The sequence below is a fragment of the Bradyrhizobium sp. 154 genome (genome assembly GCF_023073875.1).
In the GTDB taxonomy this organism is placed as follows: Bacteria; Pseudomonadota; Alphaproteobacteria; order Rhizobiales; family Xanthobacteraceae; genus Bradyrhizobium.
The window spans coordinates 15,371-27,926 of sequence record NZ_JADPKG010000107.1; the positions used below are offsets into that span (position 1 = coordinate 15,371).

Consider the following 12,556-nt stretch of genomic DNA (forward strand, 5'->3'; position numbering starts at 1 on the left):
GATGACAATTTCGCGGTCGTTCGCAGATCGGCTGCGCGGCATTCATGCTGCGACGATCGTGCCGATGACGCCCGATTTCGAGATCGATGAGGCAAAGCTCGCCGCGCATCTCGCCTCGGTCGCGTCCACGCCCGGCATCAATGGACTCCTGGTCAACGGCCACGCCGGCGAGAATTTCGTGCTGTCCCTCGCTGAAAAGCAGCGCGTGGTGGAGCTGGCGAGCGAGCACGCTCCGAAGGACTGCCTGATCGTCTCTGGCGTCAATCATGAATCCAGCCCGGAGGCTGCGCGAGAGGCAGCCACGCTGGAGCAGGCGGGTGCGGACGGTCTGCTGGTTTTTCCGCCCAATAGCTGGGCGCTCGGTCACGCCGACGGCTGTGTTATCGAACATCACCGCCATATCCGCGATGCCACGACCGTGCCGCTGATGCTCTACGCCGCGCCGGTCGGTGCGGGTGCGATGACCTATGCATCGCCGCTGCTCGAGCAGCTCGTCGCCGATCCTCGCTTCGTCGCGATCAAGGAGGGCAGCTGGGAGGTCGCTGCCTACGAACAGAATCTGAGGCTGATCCGCAAGCTGCGGTCGGACTTCGTCGTGCTCGGCTCGGGAGATGAGCACCTGCTGACGAGTTATCTCGTCGGCTCGGCCGGCAGCCAAGTCAGTCTCGCCTGTGTCGTTCCGGAACTAGTGGTCAGCCTCTGGATCGCGGCGGAGGCTGGCGATTGGCCGCGGGCTCGCGCAGTGCACGAGAAGCTGTATCCCCTGGCAGGTGCGATCTACCGCGATCCGCCCGGAGGACGGGCAACGGTGCGGCTCAAAGCCTGCCTGAAGCTGCTCGGACGTCTGTCATGCGACGCGGTGCGGCCGCCGCAGCCGCCGGCGACGCCGGATGAGTTGCGGGCACTCGACCTTGCCTTGCGGATCGCCGGACACGGATGATGGCGGTACGTCAGAACGATTTCGCGCGTAGTCGGGCGGCCTGACCAGGTGCGACGTCGGCTTGTGCAGTCAGCAGTAAGATGCCCTCATCATTCAAGCTGCCGGCTTGCTCGGCGGACTTCATCGAGGAACACTCTTGCAAGACGCGAGATCGGCTCCGCTTCCGACCACAGCATGTATGCCAGCGCAGGTGTCTTGGGAAGGAAGGGGCGTATGACCAGCTCTTGATTTCCAGCCTGGTGCGGCGAGAATGGATCCACCACCGCCGCGCCGATGCCTGCCGCGGCGAGCACGCAGGCGGTGTTGCAGTATCGCACCTCGACGGTCGGCTGGAATGAAGCGCCGGCCGAAGCAAAACTCGCGCGCACGGCCTCACCCAACTGTGTTCCACGCTCGAGCCCGATGAAGGGTAGATCGACGAGATCGGACGCGGTGATCACCGCGCGGTCCGCCAGCGGATGCTGCGGCGGCATGACGCAGACCATCTCGCCGGCGCGGACCACTTCATGCGCGATGCCTGGATGATGCGAGAAGCCGAGCACGAAGCCGAGCTCGGCGACCCGGCTCAGCAGTCCGTCGATGATGCCCTCATAGCGGCGTACGTCGAAGAACATCCGCGTCTGCGGTCGCCGACGCAGGAAGACCGACAATGCGGGCGGGATGATGCTGTAGGCCAGCGGCGGCGTTGCGACGATCGACAGATGCCCAGTGCGACATTCCCTGAGGTCACGGACGCGGTTTTCCAGCTTGGCATGCAGCGCAAAAATCGTCTCGCTTTCCTTGTAGAGCGCCATCGCCTCCGCGGTCGGAAACAGGCGGTTGTTGACGCGCTCGAACAAGGCGAAGCCCGCCTGCGTCTCCATTGCCTTCAGCGCGTTGCTGATCGCTGGCTGTGAGAGCGACAGCTCCTCGGCTGCTGCGACCGTTGTCCGGTGTCGAACGACCGCACGCATAATTTCGAGTTGACGCAGGTTCATCTATTCGTGCCCGTTATAGTCTGGCCGAAAATATCATAGCACGAGTGATTGCCAATGCTGTCCAGCTTTCTTGTAATGCACTGCGGAAAGTGTGCTGCCGAACGTAAAATCGGTTCGCCTAACGAGGCAGCAGTCCGCTAGATTTGGAGGCAATGTTTGACCCGCGTCCTTCGTGCTGCCGCCGCCCAGATGGGGCCGACGCAAAGAGCAGACACCCGCGCGCATACGCTCGATCGCATGTTGAAACTGTTGGATGCGGCGGCTGAACAAGGCGCGCGCCTCGTGGTGTTTCCCGAACTGGCCTTCACGACGTTCTTTCCGCGCTGGCTGCTCGAAGGCGATGGGCTCGATCAGTATTTCGAGCGCGGCATGCCGAACCCGGCTGTCCAAGCGCTGTTCGACCGCGCCCGCGCGCTCGGCGTCGGCTTCTATGTCGGCTATGCCGAGCTGACAGCAGATGGCCGGCGCTACAATTGCGCGATCCTGGTCGACGACGTCGGCGAGATCATCGGCCGCTATCGCAAGGTGCATCTGCCGGGCTCGGTCGAGCCGCGGGCGGGCGCGCGCTATCAGCAACTCGAGAAACGCTATTTCGAGTATGGCGATCTCGGCTTTCCGGCCTTCCGCACGGGTTCGGCGTGGGGACACGCGATCATGGGCATGATGATCTGCAATGATCGCCGCTGGCCGGAATCCTGGCGGATGCTCGGCCTGCAGGGCGTTGAGCTCGTGTGCATCGGCTACAACTCCGCGGCCTACGATCCGAACGGCGGGACCAGCGAGGATGCCGCGCTGCGCACCTTCCATTCGACGCTCGTCGCACAGGCCAACGCCTACATGAACGCGACCTGGGCGATTGCGGTGGCGAAGGCGGGCGACGAGGATGGCTCCGGCCTGATCGGCGGCTCCTGCATCGTCGATCCGAATGGCAGGATCGTTGCACAGGCGAAGACCCTCGCCGACGAAGTCATCGTCGCCGACATCGATCTCGATCTCTGCCGTCAGGGCAAGGACAAGATGTTCAATTTTGCGGCCCACCGGCGGCCCGAGCAATACCGGGCGATCACCGAACGCGCCGGCGTCATCGAGCCGGCGCTTCTCGACATGGACTGATACGCGGCCGGTTGCAGCGTTGGCAAAGGAGCTGACATGATACGCCTCTCGCTTTTCCTCGGGCTCGCCGCATTCGCTGCTGCGGCCGTCGCCTCGGCAGCCGAACTGCCAGCAGAGATCAAGCAGGCCGGTACGCTGAAACTGACTGTTAATTCGACCTACGCGCCGATGGAGTATCGCGATCCCGCAACCAACGAGCTGGTCGGGCTCGATATCGATCTCGCCAACGAGCTTGCCAGGCGGCTTGGCGTGAAGATCGTCTGGAGCGAGACGCCGTTCGCCGAGCTCATTCCGTCGCTGCAGACCAAGCGCGCCGATTTCATCATCAGCGGCATTTCCGACCGCGCCTCACGGCGCGAGACCGCCGACTTCATCGACTATCTGACCACCGGACCGCAGTTCTTCGTGCTGGCCGACCATGAGGCGACCGCCGCCACCGACCTCTGCGGCAAGAAGGTCGGCACCACCCGCAGCACCAGCTTCCCGATCGAGATCGAGAAATGGAGCAAGCAGAATTGCGAGACCGCCGGCAAGCCGGCCATTCAGTATGTTCCGGGCGAGAACTCGATCGACGTGCGCAACCAGCTCAAGCAGGGCCGCATCGACGCTGCAGTTCAGGGCGGCGAGACGCTGCCCTTTGCGCAGGCGCAGGAGGCTGGCAAATACCGTGTCGTCGGCGAGCCCTTTGCAATCGGCTATCAGGGCATCATGTTCCGCAAGGACGATGTCGCACTGCGCGAAGTGGTGACGGAGCATCTGGCGGCGATGATCGCCGACGGCTCCTACAAGAAGATCCTCGAGAAATTCGGTTTGGGCGCGAACGCGGTTTCCAAGCCCTTGATGAATGCGGCGCCGCAATGAGGGCGGCGCCGACGCTGGCGGAAGGCTTTCCTGATCTCTCGCAGATGCAGATCGCGCGGGAGATCCACTGGCGGCGGTGGCTGGCTGCGGCCGCGATCGTCGTTGTGCTTGCGGCGATCGCTCGCGCCTTTGCCAATGGCCAGATCGAATGGTCCTATGTCAGCCGCTTCCTGACCGCGAAGGTGATCCTCCAGGGCATCGTCAACACCATGGTGATGGCGGTACTCGCGATGGCACTCGGCATCGTCCTCGGCGCGGTCGCGGCGATCATGCGGCTGTCACCCAATCCGGTGCTGAAGTCGGTTGCTGCAGGTTACACTTGGCTGTTCCGCGGCACGCCGCTGATCCTGCAACTCCTCCTGTGGTTCAACCTCGCGCTGGTGTTTCCGACCATCGGTATTCCCGGCCTGTGGACGGCGCGGGCCGTTGACGTCATGACGCCGTTCCTCGCAGCGCTGCTCGGGCTCGGCATCAACCAGGGTGCCTATACGTCGGAAGTGATGCGCGCCGGCATGCTGTCGGTCGACGCCGGGCAGTATGAGGCGGCGCAGGCGATCGGCCTGGGGCGGCTGCGGGCGCTGCGGCGGATTATCCTGCCTCAGGCGATGCGGGTGGTGATTCCACCGCTCGGCAACGAGTTCATCGGCATGGTGAAGGCGACCTCGCTCGCCAGCGTGATCCAGTATCCCGAGGTGCTGCACAACGCCGAGAATATCTACTATGCGAATTCGCGCGTCATCGAGCTTCTGATCGTCGCCGGCTGCTGGTATCTGCTGGTGGTATCGATCCTGACGCCTCTGCAGATGCTGCTCGAGCGCCATTTTGCGCGTGGAACGGCACGGATCAACCGATGACGAAACCGCTCGTCGCGATCCGCTCCGTCAGCAAGGCCTTTGGAGAGTTCCAGGCTCTCAGGAATGTCTCGCTCGACGTGTGGCCCGGCGAGGTTCTGTGTCTGATCGGTGCGTCAGGTTCTGGCAAGACAACGCTGCTTCGCTGCATCAACCAGCTTACCGTGATCGACAGCGGTGGTATCTGGCTGGATGGCGAGATGCTGGGCGTCCGCGAGGAGGGCGGCAAGCTGCGCCGCCTCACCGACCGGCAGATCGCGCGGCAGCGGCTGAAAACCGGCATGGTGTTCCAGCGCTTCAACCTGTTTCCGCACAAGACTGCGCTGGAGAACATCACGGAAGGACCGGTGCAGGTGCAGGGCCGCAACCCGGGCGAGGTGCGCGCCGAGGCAATCGAGCTCCTGCGGCGCGTCGGGCTTGCGACGAAAGCGGACTCCTATCCGTCGCAGCTTTCGGGCGGCCAGCAGCAGCGCGTGGCGATCGCCCGGGCGCTGGCGATGAAGCCGATGCTAATGCTGTTCGACGAGCCGACCAGCGCGCTCGATCCCGAGCTTGTGGGCGAGGTGCTGGCTGTCATGAAGGAGCTCGCGCAGAGCGGCATGACCATGATGGTGGTGACGCACGAGCTTGGCTTTGCCCGCGAGGTCGCTGATCGCGTCGTCTACATGGATCATGGCGCGATTGTGGAATCCGGGCGCGCCGCCGACGTTCTCGGGGCGCCGCGCGAGGCACGTACGCGGGCATTTCTGGCGGCAGTGATTTGATGGGGGCACTTTTGATGATCAGGCTGGTTGTTGCGGGCTTAGTTGGATTGATCATGGCCGGACCGGTCTTTGCGATCGAGCTGCCTGCGGAGATCACGAAACGGGGCACTATCAAGGTCGCAATCGTGCCGAACTATCCGCCGATGGAGTTCCGCGATCCCGTCACCAACGCGCTGGCCGGGTTCGACATCGACCTGGGCGAGGCGCTTGGCCGCAAGCTCGGCATCAAGCTGGAGTGGGAGGAGACCAGTTTTGCGCAGTTCATGCCGTCGATCTCGTCGGGGCGGGTGGACGCGATCCTGTCCGGCTTCACCGATTATGCCACGCGTCATGAGGCGGCAAGCTTCGTCGATTATCTGCGCAGCGGCCCGCAGTTCTTTGTGCAGCAATCCCGTGCAGCCGAGTTCAAGGACATGGCGGCGCTGTGTGGCAAGAAGGTCGGCGCCAGCCGCCGCACCATGTTCCCGGACCAGATCGCGGCGTGGAGCACGGCGCATTGCGGCGGCAATGCGATCGTGGTCGTCGGCACCGAAGGCTCCGCTGACGCGCGCACGCAGTTGAAGCAGGGTCGGATCGACGCGGCCGTCCAGGGCAGCGAGACGCTGCTCTACATCATGGACCAGGAGCCCGGCGCCTATGCGCCCGTCGGGCAGGCGATCGCGGCGCAGTTCACCGGGATCGCCTTGCCGGTCAAGGAGAAGGCGTTGCAGCAGGCCTTTGTGGAAGCGCTGGACGCGCTGATCGCCGACGGCACCTACCGCAGCCTGCTTGTGAAGTGGAAACTGAACGACAACGGCGTAGAGAAGGCGACCATCAATGCTGGACAGTAAGGCACTCCAGAGCATCCCGCTCGTCCCGGCGAACACCGCGGACCCGGCACCGAATTATCCCTGGCCGAAGCCTTGGGGGTCGGCGATGTTCCTGTCGTTCGATGTCGACGCTGAGAGCGCCTGGACCAGCAAGGACGCCGTGCACGCCCAGCGCCTGATCACCATGAGCTATGGCGGCTATGAGGCGCGGGTCGGCACACCGAAGTTGCTGGAGCTGCTCGATCAACTCGACCTGAAGGCGACGTTCTTCGTCACCGGCTGGTCGGTCGATGCGCATCCGGCAATGGCCGAATCCATCCTCAAGGCCGGTCATGAGATCGGCCACCACGGCTATCACCATCTGCTGCCCGACCCCGGAGATCCCTGGATCGAGGACGAGCTGGAGCGGGGCTTTGAAGCGCTGAAGCGGCGGCTCGGCGTCAAGCCGATCGGCTACCGCGCGCCCTATGGTGAGTTCACCGAGGAGCTGCGCACGGCGCTGGTACGCCATGGCATCGTCTATACGTCCTCGTTCCGCGATGACGTCCGGCCCTATCGCCACCGCCTCGCCGACGGCAACCCGGGCACGATCGAGCTTCCGGTCACGGCGAGCTATGATGACTGGATGCACGGCCTCTCGGCACGCTTCAGCCCGCGCTCGATCTTTCCGAAGGAGCATGTGCTCTCGATCTGGAAGGACGAACTCGACGAGGTCCGCGATTGGGGCGCGATGGTGACGACCGTGCTGCATCCGCAGTGCAGCGGCCGTCCGATGCGGCTGCGCCTGCTGCGCGAGTTTCTCACCTACGCCAAATCCTGCGCGGACGTGTGGATCACGACCGGGGAGGCGATCGCAGGCAACTTCCAGAAGCATGAAGCCGCGGGTCAGTCGCGCTGATGAGCATGGGCGCGTCTTCGATGCAGTTCTCCCGCCGCTCGCTGCTTCGCGCGGCCGCGATGGCGCCTGCCTTTTCCTTGCCGGGCATCGTGCGCGCGCAATCGCAAACCACGCTGCGCTTCATCCCGGTGATCGATCTGGCTTTCCTCGATCCGATCTATTCCACCGCGCAGGTGTCGCGCAACCACGGCTTCATGGTCTACGACACGCTCTATGGCATGAATGCGGCGCTGGAAGTCTCGCCGCAGATGGTGTCGGGCCATGTCGTCTCCAGTGACGCCAAGCAGTGGGACCTGACGCTGCGCGACGGGCTTTTCTGGCATGACGGCGAGCGGGTGCTGGCGCGTGACTGCGTCGCCAGCATTCGCCGCTGGGCCTCGCGCGACGGGTTCGGCGGCGAAGTGATGGCGGCGACAGAGGAACTGTCCGCGCCCGATGACCGCACCATCCGTTTTCGTTTGCGTCGGCCGTTTCCGCTGCTGCCACAGGCACTCGGCAAGGCCGCGGTGCATGCCGCGTTCATGATGCCCGAGCGGTTTGCGAACCAGGATCCGCTCAAGCCGATCACCGAAGTGATCGGCAGCGGACCGTTTCGTTTCATCGCGGATGAGCGCGTGCCGGGCGTGCGCAATGCCTATGCAAGATTCGAGCGCTATCAACCGCGCCAGGACGGCAAGCCCGACTGGACCGCCGGTCCCAAGATCGTGCATTACGATCGCGTGGTGTGGACGACGACGCCGGATCCGGGGACTGCCGTCGCAGCACTGCAGACCGGCGAGCAGGATTGGCAGGAAACCACGCCGCACGATCTGCTGCCGGTGCTGAAGCAGTCCGACGAGGTCGAGACGCGTGTGCTCGATCCCCGCGGCTATGCCTGCATGCTTCGCGTCAATCATCTGCAGCCGCCGTTCGACAATCCGGCGATCCGCCGTGCGCTGCTGGGCGCGATCGACCAGGCCGACTTCATGACCGCCGTCGCAGGCGTCGATCCGGCCTACCAGCTTTCGCCGATTGGCTATTTCGCCCCGGGAACGCCGATGGCCAATGACGTCGGCCTCGACGTCTTCCGCGGTCCGCGCGACATGGCTAAGGTGAAGGCCGAACTGGCTGCCGCCGGCTACAATGGCGAAAAGGTTGTGCTGCTGTCGCCGAGCAATTCGGCCGCGCAAAAGCCGCTTGGCCAGGTCGCCGCCGACATGCTGCGGAGAGCCGGGATGAACGTCGAACACCACGCGCTCGACTTTGCCGTCGTGCTGCAGCGCCAGTTGAAAAAGGACCCGATCGACAAGGGCGGCTGGAGTGCTGCGGTCGGCAACTGGCAGGGGATAGACTGGCTCAATCCGGCCGGCAACACCAATCTGCGCGGCGAAGGCAAGGTCGCCGGATGGTATAGCAGCGAGGAGATGGGCGGCCTGCGCAGCCAGTGGTTGGCCGCGTCCTCGCTGGAGGAGCAGCAGCGGATCTGCCACGATATCCAGGCGCTGGCGTTCGAGGAGATCCCGTATTTTCCGATCGGCCTGTACAAGCAACCGACCGCCTACCGCAAGAGCATCACCGGCATCCTCGACGGCACTGCGGTCTTCTGGAACGTGCGTCCATCATGAGCAGCATCGCGATCTTCGGCAGCTACGTTCTCTCTCGCCGCGACGGCGCGCAGGATGTGCTGCGCGATCACTGGGTGCTGATCGAAGGCAAGACGATCGCCGCGATCAGCAAGGACCGGCCATCCGCCGCCGAGGTCCGTGACCGTCCTGGACGTTTCATCCTGCCGGGCTTGATGAACCTGCATAATCATTGCTTCAGCGAGGCGGTAGCGCGCAGCCACACCGAGGACGGCAACGGCCGGCGCAACAATCAGAGCATCGTCTATACGGTGCTGCTGCCGCTGACCAAGCGCGGAGCCGACCTGCTCTCGCCTGAAGAGCGCCTTGCGGTGGCCCGGCTCGGCATCCTGCAACTGCTGAAGGGCGGCGCGACCACGGTGATGGAGCCGTTCCGCAACACGATTCCCGAGATGTTCGACGCCGCCGAGGAGATGGGCATCCGCTTCTACGGCGCGCCCTATCTGTTCTCGACGTCAGACGCCAAGGCTGGCCCGGACGGTGTTGTCAGGTACGCCGGCGACGATGGTGCGGCCGATCTCGCCACTTGGAACGCGCTCTATCAGCGTTGGAACGGTTGTGGCGGGGGCCGGATTGGCCTCGCGATGAGTCCGCATGCGACCGATACCTGCGGCCCGGATCTGCTCAAGGTGTGCGCGGAGCGCGCCCGCGAGCTCGGTGTGCCCATCACGACCCATCTGGCGCAAAGCCGGGCCGAGGTCGAAACCATCGGCAAGCGCTACGACGGCCGCACGCCGGCCGAATATCTCGACTGGCTCGGCCTGCTGGCGCCCGATCTGCTCGCAGCGCACTGCATCGCAAGCTCCGACAGGGATCTGAAGCTGATGGCGGCGCGCGGCGCGGCGGTGCTGAACTGCCCGCGGGTGTTCGCCCGATCCGGCGTGACCGCCGCATTCGGCCGGTTTGCCGAGCATGGCGTGCGGACGGTAGTCGGCACCGACGGCTACAACATGGACCTGCTCGGCGAGCTGAATGCGGCGTCGATGATCTCGAAGCTCGCGCTGCAGCGCGCCGAGGTCGCGAGCGCGCCCGACCTGATCGAATCGGTGACGGTGACCGCAGCTGCGCTGGTGAAGCGCCCTGATCTCGGCACGATCGCGCCCGGCGCGACGGCCGACCTGACCGTGATCGACATGACCCATCCGCATCTGCAGCCGCTGTTCGATCCGCGTCGTGCGCTGATCGCGCTCGGTAACCGCGCCAATATCGATCAGGTCATCGTCGATGGCCGTGTGCTGATTGACGCCGGCCGCTATGTTCACGGCGACGAGGCTGCAATCACCGCGGCAGGGGCTGTTGCAATTGGCAAGATCTGGGATTTGCCGGAAGCGCAGGCCGCGTTCGCCGGCTGAGTTTGCAAGGAGAACAACAACCATGCGCATGATCAACGTCGCCGCAGCTCAGATGGGTCCGATCCAGCGCGCTGACGGGCGCGATGTCGTCGTCAAGCGAATGATCGCGCTGATGGATGAGGCCAAGTCAAAGGGTGCTGATCTGATCGTCTATCCCGAACTCGCGCTGACCACGTTCTTCCCGCGCTGGTACCTGGAAAACCGCGCCGATGCCAATGGTTGGTTCGAGCAAGAGATGCCCAATGACGCTGTGCGGCCGCTGTTCGAGCGCGCGGCTCGCCACGAGATGGCGATGAGCTTTGGCTATGCCGAGCTGACGCCTGACGGACATCACTTCAACACTGCCATCCTGACCGACCGCAGCGGCAACATCGTCGGAAAATACCGCAAGATCCATTTGCCCGGGCATGCCGAGTTCGATCCGGAGCGCACGCATCAGCATCTTGAGAAGCGCTATTTCGAGCCGGGCGATCTCGGCTTCCCGGTCTGGCGCAATCTCGGCGGCATCATGGGCATGGCGGTCTGTAACGACCGCCGTTGGCCGGAAACCTATCGCGTGATGGGCTTGCAGGGCGTCGAGATGGTGCTGATCGGGTACAACACGCCGTCGGTCAACGCGCAGAAGGGCGACGAAGGGCCAGAGAAGCGGTTGTTCCATAACCGCCTGTCGGTGCAGGCCGGCGCCTATCAGAACTCCTGCTGGGTGATCGCGGTCGCCAAGGCCGGCAATGAGGACGGCCATCCCCTGATCGGCGGCAGCATCATCGTTAATCCCGACGGCGAGATTGTCGCCGAGGCCGGGACGGAGGACGACGAGCTTCTGATTCATCCCTGCGATCTCGATGCCACCGCATTCGGCAAGCAAACGATCTTCAATTTCGCCGCGCACCGCCGCACCGAGCATTACGGCCTGATCACTGGCCGCACCGGCGCGGTGCCGCCGCCATGAACTGCGGAGGACGCGCCCGATGATCGGCCTGTCGTTTCGCGACCTTGCGCCCCGCGACCGCTACAAGCTCTTGTGCGGTGTGGTGGTGCCGCGTCCGATCGCTTTTGTCACCACGGTAGACGACAACGGCGCGCTGAATGCGGCGCCGTTCAGCTTCTTCAACGTGTTCTCCGAGAACCCGCCGCTGATCGTGCTCGGCCTGCAGCATCATCCCGATGGCCGGTTCAAGGACACCACCCGCAACATCCACCGTACCGGCGAATTCGTCGTGCATATGGTGGACGAGACGCTGGCGAAAGCGATGAACGACTGCGCGGTGGATTTTCCCTCCGGCGAGAGCGAGGTCGCCGCCGTGGGCCTGGCGACGGAGGCGAGTGCCGAGGTCAAGGTCCCGCGGCTGGCTGCGGCGCCCTTCGCGCTGGAATGCCGGCGGCAGGTCTCGCTCGCGTTTGGCCCGGGGCGCGAGCTGCTGGTTGGCGAGGTCTTGCATCTGCATGCGCGCGAAGGGCTGCTCGATCCGGCGCGGATGTATGTCGACATGGCAACCTATCAGCCGATCGGCCGCCTGTTCGGCAATCTCTATTCGACCCAGCGCGACATGTTCGCGATGGACCGCGAGAGCTATGACGATTGGCAGGCGAGGCGGGCGCGTGAGGCACGCTAGCCCGTCAATCAGTGCCTCAGTGCGCGCCGAATTGCACGGCGCCGAGCGCCATGGTGACGGCGGCCTGGGTCGGATCGATCACGGGAATGCCGAGCGCCTCCTCAAGCGGCTTCCGGTGGCGCGCCATGCCGGCACAGCCCATCACGATGGCGCCGGCGCCGTCCTCCTCTTTCAGGGCGCGGCCGACCGCGATCATCTTGGCGAGCGTGCCTTCGCCCGATGCGGTTTCCGCCACGCTCATGTCGAGCGGGCGCTCGCCGGCCAGCCGCTCCAACAGGCCCATCTGACGCAGATAACGCATATGCCGGCGGATCGAGCGCTGCGCGATCGCGATCACGCCAAAGGTCTCGGCGCGGGTCAGCGCGGTCAGCACGCCGCATTCGGCAATGCCCAGCACCGGCCGCGTGGTGGCCTCGCGGCAGACATGCAGGCCGGGGTCGCTGTAGCAGGCGATCACGAAGGCCGCCGACTCCTTGTCGCCGGCGAGGGTCCGCCGCAGCGGCATCACCACGCTTTCGGCGTCGGCCTGGCTCTCGATGCCGTAGGGTCCTTCGACCAAGGTCTCGCACACGATCTCCGGACCGTCGGCAAAGGCCAGCGGCTTCAGCGCTTCGGCAAGGCCGGCCGTGACCACGCGGTTGGAATTCGGGTTGATGACCATGATGCGCGGTCGGGGCATGGGAGGTTCCTGCTTGGGCAGTGTTGACGGTGCGAAGCTTGACGATGCGAAACAAAGGCAATCACTATGCCATGGAC

The 12,556-nt window shown here is 64.6% G+C and carries 13 protein-coding genes; 11 read left to right on the top strand and 2 right to left on the bottom strand.

From position 1 onward, the window contains the following. Position 1 precedes the first annotated feature (1 nt). Positions 2-940 (top strand): dihydrodipicolinate synthase family protein, encoded by a 939-nt coding sequence (locus IVA92_RS26355; RefSeq protein WP_247281362.1) that lies wholly within the window; start codon positions 2-4, stop codon positions 938-940. A gap of 89 nt (positions 941-1,029) precedes the next feature. Here the strand turns inward: IVA92_RS26355 and IVA92_RS26360 are convergent, their stop codons facing one another. Beyond that, entirely contained in the window at positions 1,030-1,917 is an 888-nt protein-coding gene (locus IVA92_RS26360) for a LysR family transcriptional regulator (RefSeq protein WP_247281363.1), read from the bottom strand. Positions 1,918-2,073: 156 nt separating this feature from the next. Here IVA92_RS26360 and IVA92_RS26365 point away from each other — a divergent pair, with 156 nt between their 5' ends. From IVA92_RS26365 to IVA92_RS26410, 10 genes are read left to right on the top strand one after another with little or no spacing between them, the layout of a single operon-like run. Beyond that, complete coding sequence (locus IVA92_RS26365; protein ID WP_256464561.1) at positions 2,074-3,030, top strand: N-carbamoyl-D-amino-acid hydrolase; 957 nt, start codon at positions 2,074-2,076, stop codon at positions 3,028-3,030. 36 nt (positions 3,031-3,066) lie between these two features. Next, complete coding sequence (locus IVA92_RS26370; RefSeq protein WP_247281364.1) at positions 3,067-3,891, top strand: ABC transporter substrate-binding protein; 825 nt, start codon at positions 3,067-3,069, stop codon at positions 3,889-3,891. Beyond that, a complete protein-coding gene (locus tag IVA92_RS26375; RefSeq protein ID WP_247281365.1) occupies positions 3,888-4,745 on the top strand; it encodes an amino acid ABC transporter permease in 858 nt (285 codons plus the stop codon). Before IVA92_RS26370 ends, IVA92_RS26375 begins: the two co-directional genes overlap by 4 nt. Continuing rightward, entirely contained in the window at positions 4,742-5,506 is a 765-nt protein-coding gene (locus tag IVA92_RS26380; protein WP_247281366.1) for an amino acid ABC transporter ATP-binding protein, read from the top strand. The genes IVA92_RS26375 and IVA92_RS26380 overlap by 4 nt, the downstream gene beginning before the upstream one ends. A gap of 14 nt (positions 5,507-5,520) precedes the next feature. After that, positions 5,521-6,336 carry an ABC transporter substrate-binding protein gene (locus tag IVA92_RS26385; protein WP_247281367.1) on the top strand — a complete coding sequence of 272 codons (816 nt, stop codon included), beginning with the start codon at positions 5,521-5,523 and terminating at the stop codon, positions 6,334-6,336. Next, entirely contained in the window at positions 6,323-7,213 is an 891-nt protein-coding gene (locus IVA92_RS26390; RefSeq protein ID WP_247281368.1) for a polysaccharide deacetylase, read from the top strand. The genes IVA92_RS26385 and IVA92_RS26390 overlap by 14 nt, the downstream gene beginning before the upstream one ends. Before the next feature lie 20 nt (positions 7,214-7,233). Then, a complete protein-coding gene (locus IVA92_RS26395; RefSeq protein ID WP_247281369.1) occupies positions 7,234-8,817 on the top strand; it encodes an ABC transporter substrate-binding protein in 1,584 nt (527 codons plus the stop codon). Beyond that, positions 8,814-10,187, top strand: coding sequence for an amidohydrolase family protein (locus IVA92_RS26400; protein ID WP_247281370.1), 1,374 nt, complete (start codon positions 8,814-8,816; stop codon positions 10,185-10,187). Before IVA92_RS26395 ends, IVA92_RS26400 begins: the two co-directional genes overlap by 4 nt. A gap of 22 nt (positions 10,188-10,209) precedes the next feature. After that, positions 10,210-11,136 (top strand): N-carbamoyl-D-amino-acid hydrolase, encoded by a 927-nt coding sequence (locus IVA92_RS26405; protein WP_247281371.1) that lies wholly within the window; start codon positions 10,210-10,212, stop codon positions 11,134-11,136. A gap of 19 nt (positions 11,137-11,155) precedes the next feature. Then, positions 11,156-11,800: a flavin reductase family protein gene (locus IVA92_RS26410; RefSeq protein WP_247281372.1), complete on the top strand. Its 645-nt coding sequence runs from the start codon at positions 11,156-11,158 to the stop codon at positions 11,798-11,800. Between the two features lie 16 nt (positions 11,801-11,816). On the opposite strand, the gene IVA92_RS26415 is transcribed toward IVA92_RS26410, so the two are convergent. Next, positions 11,817-12,479, bottom strand: a complete 663-nt coding sequence (locus tag IVA92_RS26415; RefSeq protein WP_247281373.1) for an aspartate/glutamate racemase family protein — start codon at positions 12,477-12,479, stop codon at positions 11,817-11,819. Positions 12,480-12,556: the final 77 nt, after the last annotated feature.

Excerpts from the sequence above, each read along its gene's own strand:
- IVA92_RS26355 (WP_247281362.1), top strand. The coding sequence starts at position 2 with ATGACAATTTCGCGGTCGTTCGCAGATCGGCTGCGCGGCATTCATGCT.
- IVA92_RS26360 (WP_247281363.1), bottom strand. The coding sequence starts at position 1,917 with ATGAACCTGCGTCAACTCGAAATTATGCGTGCGGTCGTTCGACACCGG.
- IVA92_RS26370 (WP_247281364.1), top strand. The coding sequence starts at position 3,067 with ATGATACGCCTCTCGCTTTTCCTCGGGCTCGCCGCATTCGCTGCTGCG.
- IVA92_RS26375 (WP_247281365.1), top strand. The coding sequence starts at position 3,888 with ATGAGGGCGGCGCCGACGCTGGCGGAAGGCTTTCCTGATCTCTCGCAG.
- IVA92_RS26380 (WP_247281366.1), top strand. The coding sequence starts at position 4,742 with ATGACGAAACCGCTCGTCGCGATCCGCTCCGTCAGCAAGGCCTTTGGA.
- IVA92_RS26385 (WP_247281367.1), top strand. The coding sequence starts at position 5,521 with ATGATCAGGCTGGTTGTTGCGGGCTTAGTTGGATTGATCATGGCCGGA.
- IVA92_RS26390 (WP_247281368.1), top strand. The coding sequence starts at position 6,323 with ATGCTGGACAGTAAGGCACTCCAGAGCATCCCGCTCGTCCCGGCGAAC.
- IVA92_RS26395 (WP_247281369.1), top strand. The coding sequence starts at position 7,234 with ATGCAGTTCTCCCGCCGCTCGCTGCTTCGCGCGGCCGCGATGGCGCCT.
- IVA92_RS26400 (WP_247281370.1), top strand. The coding sequence starts at position 8,814 with ATGAGCAGCATCGCGATCTTCGGCAGCTACGTTCTCTCTCGCCGCGAC.
- IVA92_RS26405 (WP_247281371.1), top strand. The coding sequence starts at position 10,210 with ATGCGCATGATCAACGTCGCCGCAGCTCAGATGGGTCCGATCCAGCGC.
- IVA92_RS26410 (WP_247281372.1), top strand. The coding sequence starts at position 11,156 with ATGATCGGCCTGTCGTTTCGCGACCTTGCGCCCCGCGACCGCTACAAG.
- IVA92_RS26415 (WP_247281373.1), bottom strand. The coding sequence starts at position 12,479 with ATGCCCCGACCGCGCATCATGGTCATCAACCCGAATTCCAACCGCGTG.